The 20,902-nt window shown below is 32.6% G+C and carries 18 protein-coding genes; 2 read left to right on the top strand and 16 right to left on the bottom strand.

Translation table 11 applies throughout. The annotated features are described in order from the left end of the window. Positions 1-2: 2 nt before the first annotated feature. The 4 genes from fapR to NSS86_RS04720 form a co-directional block, all read right to left on the bottom strand. Complete coding sequence (gene fapR, locus NSS86_RS04735; RefSeq protein ID WP_001548538.1) at positions 3-575, bottom strand: transcription factor FapR; 573 nt, start codon at positions 573-575, stop codon at positions 3-5. Positions 576-777: 202 nt separating this feature from the next. Further along, positions 778-2,838: an ATP-dependent DNA helicase RecG gene (gene recG / locus NSS86_RS04730; RefSeq protein ID WP_001151509.1), complete on the bottom strand. Its 2,061-nt coding sequence runs from the start codon at positions 2,836-2,838 to the stop codon at positions 778-780. A 189-nt stretch (positions 2,839-3,027) separates the two neighbouring features. Continuing rightward, on the bottom strand, positions 3,028-4,674 hold the full coding sequence (gene fakA / locus NSS86_RS04725; protein WP_000623903.1) for a fatty acid kinase catalytic subunit FakA: 1,647 nt from the start codon (positions 4,672-4,674) through the stop codon (positions 3,028-3,030). 14 nt (positions 4,675-4,688) lie between these two features. Continuing rightward, positions 4,689-5,063 (bottom strand): Asp23/Gls24 family envelope stress response protein, encoded by a 375-nt coding sequence (locus NSS86_RS04720; protein ID WP_000171418.1) that lies wholly within the window; start codon positions 5,061-5,063, stop codon positions 4,689-4,691. A gap of 442 nt (positions 5,064-5,505) precedes the next feature. On the opposite strand from NSS86_RS04720, the gene rpmB reads away from it, so the two are divergent. Further along, positions 5,506-5,694 carry a 50S ribosomal protein L28 gene (rpmB, locus tag NSS86_RS04715; protein ID WP_000517908.1) on the top strand — a complete coding sequence of 63 codons (189 nt, stop codon included), beginning with the start codon at positions 5,506-5,508 and terminating at the stop codon, positions 5,692-5,694. 380 nt (positions 5,695-6,074) lie between these two features. Here the strand turns inward: rpmB and NSS86_RS04710 are convergent, their stop codons facing one another. From NSS86_RS04710 to NSS86_RS04670, 9 genes are all read right to left on the bottom strand, one after another. Continuing rightward, the gene (locus NSS86_RS04710; protein ID WP_000547910.1) at positions 6,075-6,716 is read right to left on the bottom strand and encodes a thiamine diphosphokinase; all 642 of its coding nucleotides are present in this window, start codon (positions 6,714-6,716) and stop codon (positions 6,075-6,077) included. A 6-nt stretch (positions 6,717-6,722) separates the two neighbouring features. Then, entirely contained in the window at positions 6,723-7,367 is a 645-nt protein-coding gene (rpe, locus tag NSS86_RS04705; protein WP_000164332.1) for a ribulose-phosphate 3-epimerase, read from the bottom strand. Next, on the bottom strand, positions 7,368-8,243 hold the full coding sequence (rsgA, locus tag NSS86_RS04700) for a ribosome small subunit-dependent GTPase A (RefSeq protein ID WP_000847936.1): 876 nt from the start codon (positions 8,241-8,243) through the stop codon (positions 7,368-7,370). A 227-nt stretch (positions 8,244-8,470) separates the two neighbouring features. Beyond that, a complete protein-coding gene (gene pknB / locus NSS86_RS04695) occupies positions 8,471-10,465 on the bottom strand; it encodes a serine/threonine protein kinase Stk1 (RefSeq protein WP_000579563.1) in 1,995 nt (664 codons plus the stop codon). Further along, on the bottom strand, positions 10,462-11,205 hold the full coding sequence (locus NSS86_RS04690) for a protein-serine/threonine phosphatase Stp1 (protein WP_000888486.1): 744 nt from the start codon (positions 11,203-11,205) through the stop codon (positions 10,462-10,464). Before NSS86_RS04690 ends, pknB begins: the two co-directional genes overlap by 4 nt. 6 nt (positions 11,206-11,211) lie before the next feature. Beyond that, complete coding sequence (gene rlmN / locus NSS86_RS04685) at positions 11,212-12,306, bottom strand: 23S rRNA (adenine(2503)-C(2))-methyltransferase RlmN (protein WP_000626897.1); 1,095 nt, start codon at positions 12,304-12,306, stop codon at positions 11,212-11,214. Positions 12,307-12,308: 2 nt separating this feature from the next. Beyond that, entirely contained in the window at positions 12,309-13,616 is a 1,308-nt protein-coding gene (gene rsmB, locus NSS86_RS04680) for a 16S rRNA (cytosine(967)-C(5))-methyltransferase RsmB (protein ID WP_000572235.1), read from the bottom strand. Beyond that, positions 13,613-14,548, bottom strand: coding sequence for a methionyl-tRNA formyltransferase (gene fmt, locus NSS86_RS04675; protein ID WP_000161291.1), 936 nt, complete (start codon positions 14,546-14,548; stop codon positions 13,613-13,615). The genes rsmB and fmt overlap by 4 nt, the downstream gene beginning before the upstream one ends. Next, positions 14,541-15,029 (bottom strand): peptide deformylase, encoded by a 489-nt coding sequence (locus NSS86_RS04670; RefSeq protein ID WP_000985293.1) that lies wholly within the window; start codon positions 15,027-15,029, stop codon positions 14,541-14,543. Before NSS86_RS04670 ends, fmt begins: the two co-directional genes overlap by 8 nt. Before the next feature lie 298 nt (positions 15,030-15,327). Here NSS86_RS04670 and NSS86_RS04665 point away from each other — a divergent pair, with 298 nt between their 5' ends. Continuing rightward, the gene (locus NSS86_RS04665) at positions 15,328-15,531 is read left to right on the top strand and encodes a TM2 domain-containing protein (protein ID WP_001198024.1); all 204 of its coding nucleotides are present in this window, start codon (positions 15,328-15,330) and stop codon (positions 15,529-15,531) included. A gap of 162 nt (positions 15,532-15,693) precedes the next feature. On the opposite strand, the gene NSS86_RS04660 is transcribed toward NSS86_RS04665, so the two are convergent. The 3 genes from NSS86_RS04660 to coaBC all read right to left on the bottom strand — a co-directional run bounded on the left by NSS86_RS04660 (position 15,694) and on the right by coaBC (position 20,760). Further along, positions 15,694-16,647 (bottom strand): hypothetical protein, encoded by a 954-nt coding sequence (locus NSS86_RS04660; RefSeq protein ID WP_000751704.1) that lies wholly within the window; start codon positions 16,645-16,647, stop codon positions 15,694-15,696. A gap of 505 nt (positions 16,648-17,152) precedes the next feature. Further along, positions 17,153-19,561 carry a primosomal protein N' gene (gene priA / locus NSS86_RS04655; RefSeq protein ID WP_000560839.1) on the bottom strand — a complete coding sequence of 803 codons (2,409 nt, stop codon included), beginning with the start codon at positions 19,559-19,561 and terminating at the stop codon, positions 17,153-17,155. Next, complete coding sequence (gene coaBC, locus NSS86_RS04650) at positions 19,561-20,760, bottom strand: bifunctional phosphopantothenoylcysteine decarboxylase/phosphopantothenate--cysteine ligase CoaBC (RefSeq protein WP_000722165.1); 1,200 nt, start codon at positions 20,758-20,760, stop codon at positions 19,561-19,563. The genes priA and coaBC overlap by 1 nt, the downstream gene beginning before the upstream one ends. Positions 20,761-20,902: the final 142 nt, after the last annotated feature.

Here is a 20,902-nt window from a genome sequence, read left to right as displayed (position 1 = left end):
TTTTATCCTCGCTTATCATAAAACATTTTAAAATTTCCTTTGAAAACTAATGTATGTTTAACATATGACTTTACTTCGACGTAATAATGTTTTGCAGTTTGATTTACAACTCGTGCTTCTGCTCTTACCGTATCATTTAATTTTACTTTTTCAATAAATTGAATGCTACTCTCATGAGTTAAAACTGTTGGTTGCTTAATTAGCGCAACACATAACGAATTTGCCTGAGCAAACAGCACATGACCACGCGCAATTCCAGTTTTATGAAAAACAGAATCCGATGTAATATCTAAAATTGATTGCGCTTTAACATTTGGATTGACTTGAATCAAATCACCAATAAATTCTTGTTCTTCAATAGAACTTATTTGGTCATAATTCTTTTCAGCAACTAATTTAATACGCTTCCTTAATTCTGGTATGTTTAAATAAGTGCGATCTAAACGAATTGTTTGTATACTCACTTGAAATAAGTCGCTTAGTTCATGGTCTGTGATGAAGGGATTGCTATCAATTTGTTGTCTGATTGCTTCTCTACGTTTATCTTTCTTTAGTTTCAACGTCTCACCCCTCATTTTTTAGTACCTAGTCTTAAACATTCCTCACATATCATAACACTTTCTATTTAACCGACTCAACAAATAACTGTATTATTTAGCTATTATTTAGTCGGAAATTTATAAATTGTTAAAATACCACTTTACATTTAAATAGTTCAAGTGTCATATCACTCAATTAACGAAGTGTTGCACTCAAATTGACAAATCAGCATGGTAATTAGTCAAAACTGCGATGTAATAAATTTTCTTCAACAAAATGACGTAAATGTTGATACGTATTTTCAAAGAATACGCCAGATTGAATAAGTTCAGCTGCTTCATCACGAGCAACTTCTAACATACGATAATCTTCAACTAAATTGGCAACTAAGAAATCTGGCAACCCACTTTGTTTAACACCAAAGAAATCTCCAGGACCACGCATTTCTAAGTCTCGTTCACTCAATTCAAATCCATCCGTTGTTTGTGTCATAATTGTCATTCTTTCAATTCCTGTTTCTGTTTTAGGGGATGCAATTAAAACACAGTAACTTTGCTGGTCACTTCTACCTACACGACCGCGTAACTGATGTAAAGTTGATAATCCAAAGCGATCCGCATCATAAATCATCATAAAAGTTGCATTCGGTACATTAACACCTACTTCAACAACAGTAGTAGAAACTAAAACATCTATCTCATGATTACTAAACTTTTGCATGACCTCATCTTTTTCATCGGCAGATAACTTACCATGCAATAACCCTACACGGGAAACACCATAATACTGTTGTAAAGACTCGTACAATGCGACAACATTTTGAACATCTTCGAGATGCTCAGAACTTTCTATTAGCGGGCAAATGACATATGCTTGACGACCTTTTTTCAACTCTGAGGTCATTTGCATCAAAACTTTATCGTATTGCTCATGCTTTGCCCAAGTAGTAATGATAGGTTTACGACCTTTTGGTAATTGTTTAATTGAAGACACATCCATCTCACCAAAAACTGATATTGCTAGTGTTCTTGGTATCGGCGTTGCTGTCATAAATAACACATTCGTCATTGCACCTTTTTCTCTTAAAAGCTGGCGTTGATTCACACCAAATCGATGTTGTTCATCTGTAATTACTAAACCAACATTATGGAAAATCACATCATCTTGAATCAAAGCATGGGTTCCAATTAAACAATCAATCGTACCATTTTCAAGTTGTTCTAAAAGTATCTTTCGTTTCTTACCTTTTACTGACCCAGTTAACAATGCAACGTTCATAGAATCTCCAAATAAAGCCATTAAACTTTCAGCATGTTGCTCTGCTAAAATTTCAGTTGGTACCATCAATGCTGATTGATAACCAGCCGTTTTTAACGCATACATACAAATTGCAGCAACTACTGTTTTTCCTGAACCTACATCACCTTGAAGTAATCGATGCATACGTATTGGTGCTTTTAAATCTCTAAAAATTTCATTAACACTGGATTTCTGTGCTTCAGTTAGTTCAAAAGGTAAACGATCAATAAATGATTTAACTTGGTCTAAGTCATAATCAATTTCAATTGCTTCGTCAGATGACTTTTCTAATCTATTTAGCCATTGCATACGTAATTCGAATAAAAACAGTTCAGTAAATGCATAGGTTCTACGAGCACGTAATAAATCCTCTTTACTTTTAGGATGATGTAATGTGTTCAAAGTAAAGTCCAAGGTCTCTAATTTATATTTTTCTCTTAGTTCATCAGTTAACCATTCATGAATTGTCACATCATTTAACGCTTGTCTAATTTGGTCTCGTATTTGCTTTTGTTTAATACCTTCCTTAATACGATAGACTGGTTCTAATTGAACATCTGCGTTTTCTTGAGTTTGTGTCCCTTGTGAATTAAAGAAAACCCTATTACCAGTAATTTCCTGTTTAACTCTATTCCACTTACCTTTAACAGTTATAGTTTGATTTAATTCGATTTTCTTTTTTAAATACGGTTGATTGAAAAAAATACATTTGACAGCAATATTATTTACCATTAAATGAACGGTTAATTTTGATTTATTTCTTCCAAAAAATGCAACTACTGGAGCTGTATATACTTGTCCTTCTATCGTAACGTTAGATTGATCTTCTGCTTGATTCAAATCAATCACTGTATTATCTTCATATCTAGTTGGCAAATAAAGAACAAGATCTTCCACTGTATGAATATTTAGTTGTTGCAATACTTCTATTTTCTTAGGACCTATACCTTTTAATTGTAAAAGAGAATATGGACTTTCTATTAAGTTTACTTTAGCCAAAATAAATCACCTATGTTTTATTTGATTTTACGTATCATTTAGTATGTTATTTATTTTATCATGACTAAGTTGAACATGACATTGTTAGCAACTCGAGAATGATACTTTTAACCCGCAATAACACTAAAATAGCAAAATAAAAAACTACCAACTGATGATTTATCATTGGTAGTTTTTTATTTTAAATTTTTATTCTACTGAAAAGAAATATTGATAAATTGGTTGTCCACCTTCATGAACTTCCACTTCTACATCTGGATATTGCTCTTCGATCCAGTTTATCATGTTATCTGTAACTGCTTGCTCTGCATCTTGACCAATAATCACAGTCAATATTTCACTATCTTCTGCTAACATCTCATTTAACAACTCAGTAACCGTTGTTAATTGATCACTTTGGCTGCTTACAATCTTATCTTCAATCAAGCCCATAAACGCGTCTTTTTTAATCTCAACGCCATCAATTTTCGTATCACGAACAGCGTACGTTAATGAACCAGATTTAACGTTATTTACTGAATCAGCCATTTGCGCTTTATTTTCTTCAAGTGTTGCGTCCACATCATATTGGAATAGTGCGCTTATACCTTGAGGAATAGATTTCGTTGGAATAACAACTGCTTCTGCATCAACAATACTCGCTGCTTGTTCACTTGCCATTAAAATATTTTTATTATTCGGTAAAATAATTGCACGTTTACATTTTGATTGTTCAATGACTTTAACGATATCTTCTGTAGAAGGATTCATCGTTTGTCCACCACTAATGATATGTGTGGCACCCATTGATTTGAATATCTCTGAAATACCTTCACCCATAGAAATAGTAATAATTGCTGTTTCAACCGTTTCCATTTTCGGTTTAGCTGTGTGCTGTTCTTTTCGAATCACTTCACGGTGCTGTTCTCTCATATTTTCAACCTTAAGTTTAATTAATTCACCATATTGTTGACCATAATTAAACACTTTACCTGGGTATTCGGTATGCACGTGAACTTTCACAATTTCTTCATCATTAATGACTAATAAAGAATCACCAAATTGACTCATATCTTGCCTGAATTCTTGTTCATCAAAGGCTTTTTTATTCTTTCCAAAACGAACCATCATTTCAGTACAATAGCCATAAATAATATCTTCAGTATTAATTACACCATGGAAATCATGTTCATCATGTACAAATTCATCTTTATCTATCTTTGCAACTTTGGCTTCAACTTTTTCACCTTTAAGCGCTTTTAAGAATCCTTCGTAAACGCATAACAAACCTTTACCGCCACTATCAACAACACCAACTTCTTTAAGTACAGCTAATAAGTTTGGTGTGTTTTCAAGTGATTCATTGGCTTTTACAATAATGTACTCCATTAATTCTATACAATCTTCAGTATTATTTGCTTTTTCTATTGCAGCTTGCGCAGCATCTTTTGCAACTGTAAGTATTGTACCTTCAACTGGTTTCATAACAGCTTTATATGCCGTTTCAACACCAGCTTGAAAACTTTCAGCTAACAATTTTGAATTAATTTCAGATTCACTTTCAATATTTTTACAAAATCCTCTGAATAATTGTGACAAGATGACACCAGAGTTACCTCTTGCACCCATTAGTAAACCTTTCGAGAATGTTTTACCTAATTCGCCGATATTTTTCGACAAATTATTCTCTACTTCTTCGCGACCTGAAGTCATAGTAAGATTCATATTTGTTCCTGTATCACCATCTGGCACTGGATACACATTCAAAGAATCTACCAAATCTGCATTGTTAGATAAATTTTGTGCCCCTTGTATAATCATATCGGCAAATAATTTACCATTAATTTTGCTAATCATTTCAAGTTGTCCTCCTAAGCTTTCTTGCCTGTATTATTCACACGTACACCTTGTACATATATATTGATTGAATTTACTGATACATTAAGTGATTTTTCCAAAGTATATTTCACTGTTGATTGTACATTATTGGCAACTTCAGATATTTTCACACCATAACTTACAATAATGTACATATCTATATCCACTACGCCATTATTTTCAGTTACTTTGATGCCTTTAGCATAATTTTCATGTCCTAGTATTTCCGCAATACCATCTCTAACTTGTTGTCTAGATGCCATACCTACAATACCATAACATTCAACGGCCTTTCCACCTACAACCGAAGCAATCACTTCGTTTGAAATATCAATTTTACCGTAATCATTTGAAATCTCTAATGTCATATCTTTGTCCCTCCTAAATTTCAAAGTTTATTATTCGTTTTCCCTAATCACTTTTAAAATTTTACCACTTAGTGTAGTCATAAACGCTTTAAGTTTCATTGATTATTTTTATAAAATATCAATGGTACAACTTATCAGAATGACTTACGCTTAAATCACCTATTATATTTTGAGTAAACTGAATTTACACTCATGACGATTATCTATAGGCGTTTTCTTTTAATAGATGTAGTATCATTAAATAAAAATTTTAAATGTTTCATTCACTTATTTCTCTAAAATATCATACTACATAACTTCACAGTCTACAATTATATCACAAAACTCAGTATTTTTGACTTTTATGTGAAAATTATTCATTGTTTTTCAAATGAAACTATGCTATCTTAATTAAGTATATAAGTAGTTATGTGTATTTATATTTATTAAAGGAGGTACTCATATGGGTAAACAATGTTTCGTAACAGGTCGTAAAGCTTCGACTGGTAACAGACGTTCACACGCTTTAAACTCTACTAAACGTAGATGGAACGCTAACCTTCAAAAAGTTAGAATCCTAGTTGACGGTAAACCTAAAAAAGTTTGGGTTTCTGCACGTGCTTTAAAATCTGGTAAAGTAACTAGAGTTTAATAAATATATTGCACATAAAAAATGTGACCTTATGTGGAGGACACATTTACTTAAGAACTAAGAGCTCAACCTCTTAGTTCTTTTTTTGTTACCAAACAATACATAATGGTTCATAGTGAAATTCGAACTATCAATATAATTTGGTTAATACGTTTAATAATGGTTCTCTGTCAAATTGGACTTATGGGTTCAATATCGATTTTGGCACATAAATCAATGTACTAGGACCTACAATTTTCCTTCCAATAATAAATCACGCCATAATCTTCATTAATTACAGCGTGATTCATCTATTATTATGTTATAAATTCTATCTATAAACGTCACTTTATTAAATAACACATGCACTTTATTAAAAATCCTCACAAATTTGAATATACTTAATTTAAATCTGTACTTCTAATTTGCAAAATCAACCCATCATGTACAGTTACTTTCGCTTGCAAAGACTCAATTTCATTTGAAATAGTTAAAGTAGAACCTATATTAAGCATTTGTCTAGCTAAATTATATTTAAAACCTGCTAGAGAAAGTTCTACATCATCAGTCATCGGTATAAATGAAATGTACGGATAACTCTTATCTTTTTCAACTGTATGTTGACCTTTAGGCAATAATTCAATTTTATTTTGTTGATCGATAACTTCTATATGAACATCATGTTTATAATATGCTTTTTTCAATAATAACTGAATTGCCCCAAAAAAGTGATCTAATCGTCCGCCTGTTGCACCATAAATTGTAATACTATCAAATCCAAGTGCAACAGCTTTATCAACCGCTAAAGCTAAATCCGTATCAGCTTTTTCAGCTTGAACTGGTTTGATTTGTAACTGTTCTGTTAGAAGTTGGCGTTCTTCTTTACTGACTGAATCAAAGTCTCCCACTGAGAAAAAAGGGATAATTTGATGCTTCAATAAAATCAAAGCACCTCTATCAACGCCGCCCCATTTACCTTCATTACTTTTGGCCCAAATATCTTGCGGCAAGTGTCGATTAGAACATAATAAATTTATATGCATATACACTCAACCTTTCAATGCTTGTGTGACTTTTTTATAATCTTCTTGTTTAAAGAAAAATGAACCTGTTACTAGCATTGTAGCACCATTTTCAACACAAACTTTCGCTGTATCGGTATTTACGCCTCCATCAACTTCAATATCAAAGTTTAATTGACGTTCCATTTTAATAGCATTAAGACCCGCTATTTTTTCTACGCATTGATCAATAAATGATTGACCACCAAACCCTGGGTTAACTGTCATCACTAATACATAATCAACAATGTCTAAAATAGGTTCAATTTGTGATATTGGTGTACCAGGATTAATTACTACACCAGCTTTTTTATCTAAATGTTTAATCATTTGAATAGCACGATGAATATGAGGCGTTGATTCGACATGAATTGAAATCATATCGGCACCATGTTCTGCAAATGATGCAATATACTTTTCTGGATTTTCAATCATCAAATGTACGTCTATAGGTAATGTTGTGCCTTTTCTTACTGCATCTAATATTGGTAAACCAATAGATATATTAGGCACAAATTGACCATCCATAACATCAAAATGAACTCCGTCGACACCTGCTTCTTCAAGTCGTTTTAATTCATGTTGTAAATCCAAAAAATCAACAGATAATAATGATGGATATAGTTTTGTCATTTAATATCTAACCTTTCTATTTGAAATTTCATTAAATAGTTGTAAATAATGGTCGTATCTAAATTGCGCAATATTCCCTATCTCTAATTGATGCTTAACATTACAATTAGGTTCTTTGATATGATTACAATTCCTAAACTTACATGTTTCACCATATCGATTTAATTCAAGAAAATAATCTTTTATTTCATCTTTATCTATATGATCAAAATCTAAAGCACTGAATCCAGGTGTGTCTGCAATATAACCGTTTTGACGTTCGAATAGTTCGACATGTCTTGTAGTATGCTTTCCTCGATTTAATGATTTTGATATATCATTTGTCTCAAGATTAAGTTCTGGACGATAATGATTTAAGAAAGTGGACTTACCGACACCTGATTGACCACTAAGTACTATAAGTCCAGCTGGCCAAGCTTCTACAATTTTTTTTCGATCATCATCATTTCCAATAAATTCAGTCTCATAGCCAATATTTTCATATATTTTCAACAACTCATTAATTTCGAACTGCTTTTCAATTGGTGTTTTATCTTTTTTAGTCACCAAAACTCTCGCATTTAACTGATACGAATGTGCAATAACTAAAAATCGATCTAATAATTGCGTTGAAAAATTTGGCTCGACAGCACTCATTACAATTACTAGTGTATCTATATTACTTACAGGTGGTCTTTTCAACTCATTTTTCCGCTCAAACACTTGATGAATATAGCCTTCGTTAATGTTTTGTACTTCAAATTCCACTATATCACCAACTACCGGTGAAAATTTTTTCTTTCTAAATAATCCTCGTGGTTTTGTATTGAAACGTTCGCCATTAACGTCTACTTGATATACCCCACTAATTGATTTCACTATTCGACCTGTCTTCAAAATGGCACCTCTCGATTAATTTTACTGCATTTATTATATCAAAGACTGGAAAATTAATATATAAATGATCATTTCAAATGATATAAATATTGTGAGAGTGATACAGAATTGATAGACAATGCTCAACTGTAAATGATGACATTAAGCATTTTAAAACTACCGCAATCTCAACATAAAAATACCGAGACTTCCAAATAGAAACCTCGGTACATTTACTTCAATTATATTTAAATATCATCATAGCTGACTTCTTTTTCAGCTACAGTTTTACCGTCAACTTTAACAATATAACTTGCTGTTTTTCCTTTTTCAATTCTTAAAGGAATGTCTATACGTTGATCACTAGTAATGTCGAAACTACCTTTTTCAGTTGAACCGTCATTATCTTTATCTTTAATATAAACTTTAACTTTTTGTGACTTATCATTTTTACCAGTGTATGGTACATCTACCGATTCAGTTGTCGTTTTGACATCTGATGAGTCACTTTTTTTACCTTTAGAAACAACAAATGAAATCGTTGACCCCTCATCTACTGATTTTCCTTTAGGAGATTGAGAAATCACATCACCCTCATCAATATCGTCACTATACTCTTCCTTACTTTCAACTTTAAACCCTTTTTCTTCTAAGGCTTTTTTAGCTTTGCTAAAGGATTTATGCTCAAAGTCTTCTACATAAACTTGCTTAATGCCTAAAGATTCATATAGTTTAATATTAGAATCATGAATAGCGATTTCAGTATTTGCGGTTACACTTTGATTTGCAATGTATCCTTTTGGCGCTTGATTATTATATACTTTTTCAATCGTAACATCTTTAAGACCTAACGATTTTAATTTCTGCAATGCTTCCTCCTTAGGTAAACCAATGACATTTGGCATTTTAACCTTTTCAGGGCCCTTTGATATAACAACATCAACACTGTCACCACGTTCAACACGTTCACCAGTATTAGGAGTTGTCTTAATAATTTCATTTTCAGGATATTTATCACTATAACTTCTAGAAATTTTACCCAATTTCAGGTTGTTTTTATTGAATATTTGCTCTGCTTCTTTTACAGATTTCCCGATTACATCAGGTGTCTCTTCGTATTTATTACCAAACATTGCCATTGCCACAAAAGAAACAAGTGCAATCATTAACAACGAAAAGATTAGTGATAAGAGCACAATCTTTCGTGTTGATTTCTTTTTAGGTTTTGGTTCGTACACCGTACCTTCTGGCTTTTGGAATTGCTGATGATGAGCAGGCCCATTTACAATAGGTACTTGCGTCGTTTCACGTTTAGGTTGATTCGACTTATGTTCACTAATATGCTTTGCTAGATCTTCTTTTTTCAAAGGTACCGCTATCGTTTTCATTTTATCGAGTTCATAGACATCTTCATTCGCTCGATTTTCATGTAAAACACTACTCAAATCATCTTTCATTTCTTGAATTGTTTTGTAACGATTCGCTTTGTCTTTTTCTGTAGCGCGTAAAATGACATTACTTAAAGATTGCGGAATATCCTTACGTACATCTGTTGTCACATTTGGCACAGAATCCTGAATATGTTTAATCGCAATGCTAACTGCAGTTTCTCCATTAAAGGGTGGTTCACCAACAAGCATTTCATATAACACAATACCTATAGAATAAATATCTGTACATTCATCCGTTGCCTCACCTTTTGCTTGTTCTGGCGAAAAGTACTGCACAGTACCTAACACATGATTAGTCTGAGTTAAAGACGTCTCACTTAAAGCTTTAGCAATTCCAAAATCAAATATTTTCAACGTTTTATTGCTGTCAATTAATATATTTTGTGGCTTAATATCTCTATGTACAATACGCATATCATGCGCATGTTTAATGCCATCCAATATTTGATTCGTAAAATTAATCGCCGTGTCAACACTTAATGGCCCATGACTTTCAATATACTCAGACAAAGTCGGACCTTCAATATATTCCATTACTAAGTAGTAACAGTCATCTTCTTCATCAACATCGATCATACTTACTATATTTTGATGTGATAGCTGTGATGAGTTATGTACTTCTCGTTCAAAACGTTTTAATGTTTCTTCTTTTTCTCTAGGTGGTATAAAAATCGCCTTAATTGCAACTTTAATGTTAAGTATCGTATCTTCTGCAAGATAAACGGTACTCATGCCACCGCCGCCAAGCTTATCTACAATTTTATATCGTTCATTTATTATTTTACCTATCATACTTTATCACCTTCAATAGCCGCGAGTATGAAAGTAACGTTATCTTTCGAATGGTTATCTAATGCCAATTGCATTAATTGATCACCATGATCTTCTATTGTACCTTCTTTTACTAACAAACGCTTAATTTCATTGTCTTTAACATAATCAGTTAATCCATCTGAATTTAATAATAAATAATCATAAAAATTTAATCGCTTAATAAACAAATCTGGACTCACACGTTTATCTGTGCCCATCACCTTCGTAATAATATTACGTTGTGGATGTGTAAATGCTTCTTCCGGCGTAATTTGACCCGTTAAAACAAGATGATTAACAAATGAGTGATCACTAGTAATTTGTTCAATTTGTCTACTATTAATAACATAGGCTCTAGAATCACCGACATTTGCTATCACAACTGATTTTTCAAAAACAAGTGCACAAACACATGTTGTACCCATACCTTTATATTCTGCATTTTCTTGTGCATAGTGATATAACTGAAAATTTATATCTTTTATATTATTACGCAACCAATTTTCAGCTTGATGTTCTTCTATAAGATTTTCCGCTTCAAAACGGGATTTCAACTCATCTGTAACAAATTTACTTGCAACTTCTCCTGCTTTATGGCCGCCCATACCATCACACAGAACTAAAAGTTGTTGATTAGTTTGATTATAAAAAATACCACCCGCATCTTCATTCTTATCTCTATGTTGTCCAGTATCAGTAAAAAATTGTGCCTCTAGCATTTGTCTTTACCTCGTTTCTACTTGTCGTTCCTTTGCTCTTAATTGACCACAAGCTGCGTCAATATCCGAACCTTGTTCACGACGTATTGTGGCATTAATTCCTAGTCTCTTTAATTCTTTTTCAAATTTAAAGATATCATTTTTAGCCGTTTTCACATAATTTCTTTCTGGAACATGGTTGACAGGAATTAAGTTAACATGGCAGTTTAAGCCTTTTATTAAATGTGCTAATTCTCTTGCATGTTCTAGTTGGTCATTCACACCACCAAACAGACCATATTCAAAAGTAACACGACGATTTGTTTTTTCTTGATAATATTGAATTGCTTCGATTAACTTCTCAACATTATATGCACGGTTAATTGGCATCAAGCGTGATCGCACTTCATCTTTTGCGGCGTGTAAGCTTACAGCAAAATTAATTTGGATATCTTCATCCGCAAAGTCATATATTCTAGGAATGATACCTGATGTTGATACTGTAATGTGACGTGCACCAATATTTAAACTGTTATCATCATTGACGATTCTTAAAAAGTCCATCATTTCATCATAATTTTCAAATGGTTCACCGATACCCATTATGACAATTTGAGATACGCGCTCTTCTGTAGCATCAAGGGCTTTTTGAACTGTTAAAACTTGTGAAACAATTTCGCCAGCTTCAAGGTTTCTTTTTAAGCCGCCAAGTGTAGAAGCACAAAACGTACATCCGATACGACAACCTACTTGTGTCGTTACACATACTGAATTTCCATAATCATGTCTCATTAAAACAGTTTCAATTGTATAGCCATCTTGTAATTCAAATAAGAATTTAATTGTACCGTCTTTACTTTCTTGTTTTACTACAGTTGTTAAAGTTGTAACAGTAAAGTTATCTTTTAAAAGCTGTCGTAAGTCTTTCGATAAGTTCGTCATTTCATCAATCGAATCTACTCTTTTTTGATATAACCATTCAAAAATCTGTTTCGCTCGAAATTTTTGTTGACCTTGTTCAACGAGCCAGTTTTGCATTTCGTCAAATCGCAATGAATATATTGATTGCTTGTCAAAATTTGGAAGAAATTTATTCTTCTTTTTCTTTTCAGCAGTTATCATTCCTAATTGTCCTTTCTTTTTATCTTAGTGATAAAGAATCCATCTGAATTAAAGTCTTGCGGCATGATTTGTAACGTTTTGACCAACTCTCCAGTTATCGGATGTTGAAACGGTTCAAATTCGAAGTTTTTATTATTTTTCAGAAACGTATAAATCACGTTTTCATTTTCTAGTTGCTCAATTGTACATGTTGAATAGATGATTTCGCCACCTATTTTTACATTGTTTTTTACATTTTCCAATATTTCAAGCTGTAATTCAACTAGTGACTCAATATGTTGTTTGCTTTGAGTATACTTAATCTCCGGCTTATGTCTCATTACACCTAATCCGCTACATGGTGCATCAACAAGTATCTTATCGTATGTTTTATCATAAGGTTTTGTCGCATCATGTTGAAAAGCCTTAATATTTGTTAATCGTAATTTTTTTATATTAAAATTAATTAAGTCTATTTTGTGATCATGTATATCTGAAGCGTCAACTTGCCCTTCTGGCATTAAAACTTCAGCAATGTGACAAGCTTTACCGCCAGGTGCACTACATGCATCTAATACGTGATCATGTCGGTCTACATTCATAATGTGTGCAACAAACATTGAGCTTTTATCTTGAATTGAAACGAATCCATCTTTAAATGAACGAGAATGAATAATTGGTTGTCCTCCTATATGGAGACAATAAGGTAAGTCATGATCTTTTTCAACGTCATAACCTTCGTCTTGCAACTTTTCAATAATATCATCTAATGATGCTCGCGTCAGGTTGGCACGCACAGTTGTTGATGTCGTTTCTAAAAATGACTGTAAAATTGTTTCAGTTTCTTCGAGACCATAATGTGTTGCCCAATGATCTATAATCCACTTCGGCATACTATACTCGATTGCCATTCTTTTTTTAGGATCTGCAATTTCATTAAAATCAGGTAAGTCACTACGCATCATTGTACGTAAAATACCATTTACGACATTACCATTATGATAGCCACCGCGTTCTTTTGCTATTTCAACTGCTTCATTAATAATGGCATGATTTGGAACTTTATCTAAATATACATATTGATAAATACTCATCCATAATAATTGCCTAACCCATGCCTTAATCTTTGTTTTCACAAAAGGCTTTAAATAAAAATCTAACGTATATTTTCTTTTAACGGTTCCGTAGACAATTTCTGTAAATAAAGCCTTATCCATTGCATTTAATTCATTTTCTGACAACACTTCATTGATACGCAAGTTACTATACGCACCTTCATTTAATATATCTTGAATCGTGTCAAAAGCAAGACTTCTCACGTTTTCGATCATATAAGTTTCTTCCCTACTAGTGTGTTTTGCGCACCACTTAAATAATTGGCAGCTAACATTCTCTTTTTCCCAGCTAATTGCATATCTTTAATTGCAACAGCTTCATTATCATTTGTAGCAACAATAATGGCTTTTTTAGTCGTTTCTATAATGGTTCCAGGCTCGTTTATCTTATTAGTCTCAACGAGTTCAGCATCGTATATTTTCAAGTTAGTGTCATCCATAGTTGTATAAGCAACTGGCCATGGTGATAATCCACGAATTTGATTAAACACTTGTCTTCCTGGTTTATTCCAGCTAATTCGCTCATCTTCGCGTCGAATATTGGAAGCAAATGTTGCTTGCGTATCATCTTGAGGTACACTTTCATTTGTGCCCTCTATAATAGATGGTAAAGTTTCTTTTAATAAATCTGCCCCTAATACACTTAATTTATCATGCATCGTACCGACATTATCATTTTCTTCTATTTTAATTGCTTGTTGCGAAATAATATTACCCGCATCTAATTTTTTAACCATATACATAATTGTTATGCCGGTTTCTTGTTCACCATCGATAATTGCCTGATGAATTGGTGCACCACCTCTATACTTTGGTAACAATGATGCATGTACATTAATTGCGCCAAGTTTTGGTAATGCCAACAATGATTCAGGTAATAATTGTCCAAAAGCAGCAGTTACAATTAAATCTACATCTAATTGAAGCAATTGTTCTAATTCTTCTGATCCACTTAATTTTTCAGGCTGATATACAGGTAAATCATATTTCATTGCAACTTTTTTAACTGGTGGTGGTGTCATAACACGTTTACGTCCAACAGGTCGATCTGGTTGCGTTACGACTGCAATGACATCATGTTCTGCAATAAGCATTTCTAAAACAGTTGTTGAAAAGTCTGGTGTACCCATAAATATTATTTTAGTCATTTATAAAATATGCCTCCACTTCTTTATCTGTTAAAATACGGTCCGCACGTTCTGTAAAAGGGATACCGTTCATTTGATCTATAATATGCAAAATCATTCTTGCTACATCTTCATGTGCAGTTAGTTCAACTTTGTTCCCATTGACGTCATAACTTTCGACAACTATCATTTTACTTCTTGTCACTTCGCCGTAAACATCTGGCAATGTAATTGAACCTTCTAAGTCTGTTATTGTTTCATTTGATTGACTAATAATTTTCGGATTAACAAGTTGTAATAATCCTTCCATTTCCATATCAATAATTGCCACTTGCAATGACTGATTAATTTGAGGTGCACATAAGCCAGCAGCTTCTTGTGCATACATTGTATCTTCTAAATCTTGTAATAATCTTTTTAACGAATCATCAAATGTTTTAACTGCTTGCGCTTTTTTCGTTAAAATAGGATGCGATGCTGGTACTAACTTTTTAATCGCCATAACTCTTACTCCTCAATAAAATTCATCAAACTATTATAACGTAAATATATTAAAAATGCGACCTTACATCATAGAATGTATATTTTTCAATTTGAAGATTGTCATGTGATTCATTACGTATATTTCACACGTAAAATAATACAATGCAACTGAAGTGTAATCCTAAATTTATTGTAAGGAATGAATAACTGAAATTTAGATGATTGGGAATGCTTAAACTAGAATGTTTGAACTAAAAGTGGGTATAATAAAAAGAGAAGCTAATGACATTATAAGCAATTCAACTGGAGGGAAAGAAATGCAAGTAAACAAAGTTATTTATATTTTATTAGCATTGTTCTTAGGTAGTTTTGGTATTCATAAATTTTATGCCGGCAAGAATATGCAAGGTATTCTACACTTAATATTCTGTTGGACAGGTATCCCACACATTTTAGCAATTATTAGTGCAGTGATTACTGTTTTCAAACCTGCTGATGAACAAGGTAATGTCACTTTATAAATTGATAAAAATAAATCCCGATGACAATCATTTATTATTTGCGAATCATAGAGTTATAGTTATTACGAACTCTATATGATAAGCAGTAATGCTGATTGTTTATCGGGATTATTATTGCGATTATTTAATGTAGTACACTATTTATTTTTCACACAGTAAATACTATTTTAAAGAATCATCTGACGCTGTTTCATAGTTTGATTCATACTCTTTAATATATTTACTTAAAACAACAAAATGTGCGTTACCAAAATCACTAGATGCATTTAAGAAATCCATATGTACTAAATTTAAAACTTTTGGATCTGGATTAGACTTGTCTTCATAATTTTTTGGTGAAAAAGTGAAATAGGCCAATGCCGGCAACACTTCATCTTTAGTATCCTTTGATCCATGTGTCATAAATGAAACGCTTGTTAAAGGTACTCCGAAAGATTTGATTTGAGCTACGCTATATGGAACTGGTTTTGGATGATCAAGTTTAGTTAGCTGACTTAATTTTTTTAACTTAGAATAATCGTCATATTTAATTGCATCATCTTTATGTATTACGTAAGATCCTGGTTCGACTGATGCATAAACTAACTTTCCATCTTTATATTTTGTCATAATTTCTGCGTAAAAAACAGGTGTGTTTGAATTGCCAATTTTCTTTCCATCTGGATCTACATACCAATAATCAACTTGTTTTACATCATCGTGTGTTTCAATCACTTTCCTTTTTATACCTTTCTTACCTTTAAAGAATGCATCAACATCTTTTATTGAAGATCCTTTTGAATCTTTAGTAAATCTATAATCTGCAAGTTCCACTTTACCCATTAATTCTTTGTAATCTTTCCATCCTTGAATCCCTTTACTATTCGTAAACGACTTTTCTGTCATTAATGGATCCAACTTATCAAGAGATGGCGCATCTTTAATTCCTTTCATTTTCTTCTCTATTTCTTCATATTTCTCTAAATCTGGATCTTTCTCTTCTTCCGATTCTTTTTTTACAGTTTCTTGTTTTGATTCTTCTGATTTCTTTGATGATAATTTATGATTCCCACCAAAAGAACAACCTGCTACGACTAAAAGCATAATTAAAAGTAAACATCCCAGTGTCTTTTTCATAAACTTTCTCCTCTTAAGTTATTTTGTTTGAATCAAATAAACATACATAAATTTAAAAAACTTATTTATATTGATATTTTACATTAACCATCAATATTTTTAAATACTTTAATTGATAATTTAAGAAAATTGTTTTGTCTAATAATTTAAGTAGTTAAAACATAGATAGATATAAAATAGTTTATAGCCATTAATTTATAAGTGTAAAATTTGCACTATTTCAATTTGCCATTTAAAAATAGTTTGTTTAATCATTAGTACTTTTATTCATCAGTAAGTATGGCGCTTGCATTAAAATCAGAATTCGTAAATGAAAATACTAATAAATTCCTTATCAAACCAAAATCACGTAAGTTATAAAGCCATATAAAAAGACAGAATATAAACTGCTAATTTAAATAGTTAACAGTTGTATATTCTGCCCTTTTTCTGTACTTAAAGTAAATATTCAAACACTGGTTCAAATACTCGTACATACTGAACTTGTTTCTAATAATTAGTAATGTTACATCATCATCTGTGGATCAATATCAATCTTCAATGCTAATTTTTCTTTTATAAATTTTTCATGGTAATAGTCATCTAAAAACTGAATGGCTTGTAATAATCCAGGTTCACTTTTATATTTCACTAAAATTTGGAATCTAAATTCATTGTTGATTCTCGCAAGTGCTGCCGGAGATGGACCTAGTACAAGCGCTTTTTCTGTTAAATGCTGTAATAAAATTTTATGAACATGCTGCGATGCTTCCATAACCTTCTTCATTTCTTTATGTGAGATTGTGAAATTAATCAAATAATAATACGGTGGATACTTTCCTAATTTACGATATTCCATTTCCTGACGATAAAATGTTAAATAATCATTTTTTTGAACATCCAATATTGAATAATGATCTGGATTATACGTTTGAATGATGACTTGACCTGCCTTTTCATGACGACCAGCTCTACCAGCCACTTGCGTTAATAGTTGATAAGTACGTTCGCTCGCCCGAAAATCAGGTAAATTTAACATTGTATCTGCATTCAGCACACCAACTAAAGTAATATTTGGATAATCTAATCCTTTCGCAATCATCTGAGTACCTAGTAAAATGTCACCGTTACCTTTTTCGAATTCAGTCAATAACTTTTCATGTGCACCTTTCTTTGAGGTTGTATCTACATCCATCCTAATTATGCGCGCATCTTCAAATTCTTGTTGCAATAGTTCTTCAACTTTCTGAGTACCAGTACCTACTTGTCGAATGTGTTCACTCTCACAATTTGGACATTGATTCGGTGGCGTCTCTTGGTAACCACAATAGTGACATTTTAATAAGTCTGTCGTTTTATGATACGTTAATGAAATATCACAGTTTGGACATTGCGGTACATATCCACAATCCCGACATAACATAAACGATGCATAACCACGTCGATTTAAAAATAAAACAACTTGTTCCTGTCGATCTAATCTTAATTGTATGGCTTCACGTAAATCTTTTGAAAACATTGACCGATTACCTTCACTCAATTCTTCACGCATGTCTACTATATCAATTTCAGGTAAAGCTTGTTGGTTCACTCTGTTTGGTAATGATAGCAAATGATAAACGTCTTTTTCAGCTCGTGCATAACTTTCAAGACATGGTGTTGCACTTCCTAAAATGACTGGACAGTGATGATATTCACTTCGCCATTGGGCAATTTCTCTAGCGTGATATCTCGGATAATCTTCTTGTTTATATGTAGATTCATGTTCTTCATCAATGATGATTAACCCTAAATTTTTGAAAGGTGCGAACACACTTGACCTTGCACCAACACTTACTCTCGCACGATCATCCCTAATTTTTTGCCACTCATCATAACGTTCCCCATTAGATAAGCCAGAATGTAATACAGCAACGTCATCACCAAATCGACGTTTGAAGCGTAAAACCATTTGCGGTGTTAGAGCGATTTCAGGAACTAACATCATCGCCTGTTTTCCTTGGCTTAAAACATCTTCTATCGTTTGTAAATATACTTCTGTTTTACCTGATCCCGTCACACCATGAAGTAAAAATGTTTCTTGCTCTTGGCTTACAATTTTAGCTTTAATCGCTTCATATGCTTTATATTGGTCTTCTGTTAATTGCTGTTTTGATTCTTGTTCGAAAACACGATCTTTAAATGGGTCTCTTTCAACAACCGCGTCATATTTTTCAACATAACCTTTTTTGATAAGTCCATCTAAACTGGATTTTGAAAAGCCCATATCCTCAATATCAGTTAAAAATATTGTTTTATGTTGTTCTTCAGACAAGTAAGCATACAAATCGTATTGTTTAATAACTTTCTCCAACTTAGCTAATACTTCATCAGGATGATACCCTTCAATGACACGAACAGCACGCTTGGTTTTTTTAGTTATATTTTGTGTGAGAATCGTTTTTTCTTCAACGATATCATCTTTTAACAACTTCATAAGCAATTGAATATCATTATTTTTTTGCGCATCTTTATAATAATAGTAACCATGCTTATCAAATTTTTGTAATAAAGCTGAAGGTAGCTCTATGTCATCTTTCATCTTAAATGCTTTTTTATACTTCGCTTTAATAGCACTTGGAAGCATCACTTCTAGCATAGAAATACGTTTAATGACATGAGTTGAACCCATCCACTCACTTAAAGCTATTAATTCTGATGTTAATTCTGGTTGTATATCTTTCACTTCTATGATTTTTTTTAACTTCGAAACGTCAAGTTGTGCATCAGGTTCTGCTGTTACTTCCATTACATAACCTTGAATCGTTCTTGGTCCAAAAGGTACAATTACACGCACACCAGGTTGGATGACAGATTCGAGTTGTTCGGGAATTATATAATCAAATTTATAGTCAACGCTCTTCGACGCGACATCGACTATGACTTTCGCTATCATTATTGCCACCTAGTTTCTAGTTCATCTAAAATTTGTGCAGCTAATACTACTTTTTTTCCTTTCTTGATATTTACCTTTTCATTATTTTTAAAATGCATTGTCAATTCATTATCATCAGAACTAAATCCGATAGACATATCCCCAACATTATTTGAAATAATCACATCTGCATTTTTCTTGCGTAATTTTTGTTGTGCATAATTTTCAATATCTTCAGTCTCTGCTGCAAAGCCTATTAAATACTGTGATGTTTTATGTTCACCTAAATATTTAAGAATGTCTTTAGTACGTTTAAAAGATACTGACAAATCACCATCCTGCTTTTTCATCTTATGTTCTAATACATCAACCGGTGTATAGTCAGATACGGCTGCTGCTTTTACAACAATATCTTGTTCGTCAAATCGGCTTGTCACTTGTTCAAACATTTCTTCAGCACTTTGAACATGAATAACTTCAATATCTTTTGGATCCTCTAGTGTTGTAGGACCAGCAACTAACGTCACGATAGCTCCTCGATTTCGCAATGCTTCAGCTATTGCATAGCCCATTTTTCCAGAAGAACGATTGGATACAAATCTGACTGGATCGATAACTTCAATAGTTGGTCCTGCTGTAACCAATGCGCGTTTATCTTGAAATGAACTATTAGCTAAACGATTACTATTTTGAAAATGAGCATCAATAACAGAAACGATTTGAAGCGGTTCTTCCATACGTCCTTTAGCAACATAACCACATGCTAGAAATCCGCTTCCTGGTTCGATAAAATGATACCCATCTTCTTTTAAAATATTAATATTTTGCTGCGTACGTTTATTTTCATACATATGCACATTCATAGCAGGCGCAATAAATTTCGGTGTCTCTGTTGCTAGCAACGTTGATGTCACCAAATCATCAGCAATACCTACACTCAATTTTGCAATTGTATTTGCCGTTGCAGGTGCAACAATGATTGCATCTGCCCAATCACCTAATGCAATATGCTGTATTTCTGAAGGATTTTCTTCTATAAAAGTATCTGTATAAACAGCATTTCGACTTATTGCTTGAAATGCTAATGGTGTCACAAATTTTTGTGCGTGATTCGTTAACATAACGCGAACTTCATACCCAGATTGTGTTAACTTACTTGTCAAATCAATTGCTTTATATGCCGCAATGCCACCTGTAACGGCTAATAATATTTTCTTCATATTCAATCTCCCTTAAATATCACTATGACATTTACGCTTTACATCATCATATGCGCACAAATGCTCATTACTTTTTTATAGATACAAATTTAGTATTATTATAACATCAATCATTGGATAAACTAAAAAAACACACCTACAT

This window comes from Staphylococcus sp. FSL W8-0056 (genome assembly GCF_037963075.1).
GTDB classification, from domain to species: domain Bacteria; phylum Bacillota; class Bacilli; order Staphylococcales; family Staphylococcaceae; genus Staphylococcus; species Staphylococcus aureus.
Note: the sequence above shows the minus strand (reverse complement) of the source record. Positions and strands in the feature narration are given on the sequence as shown.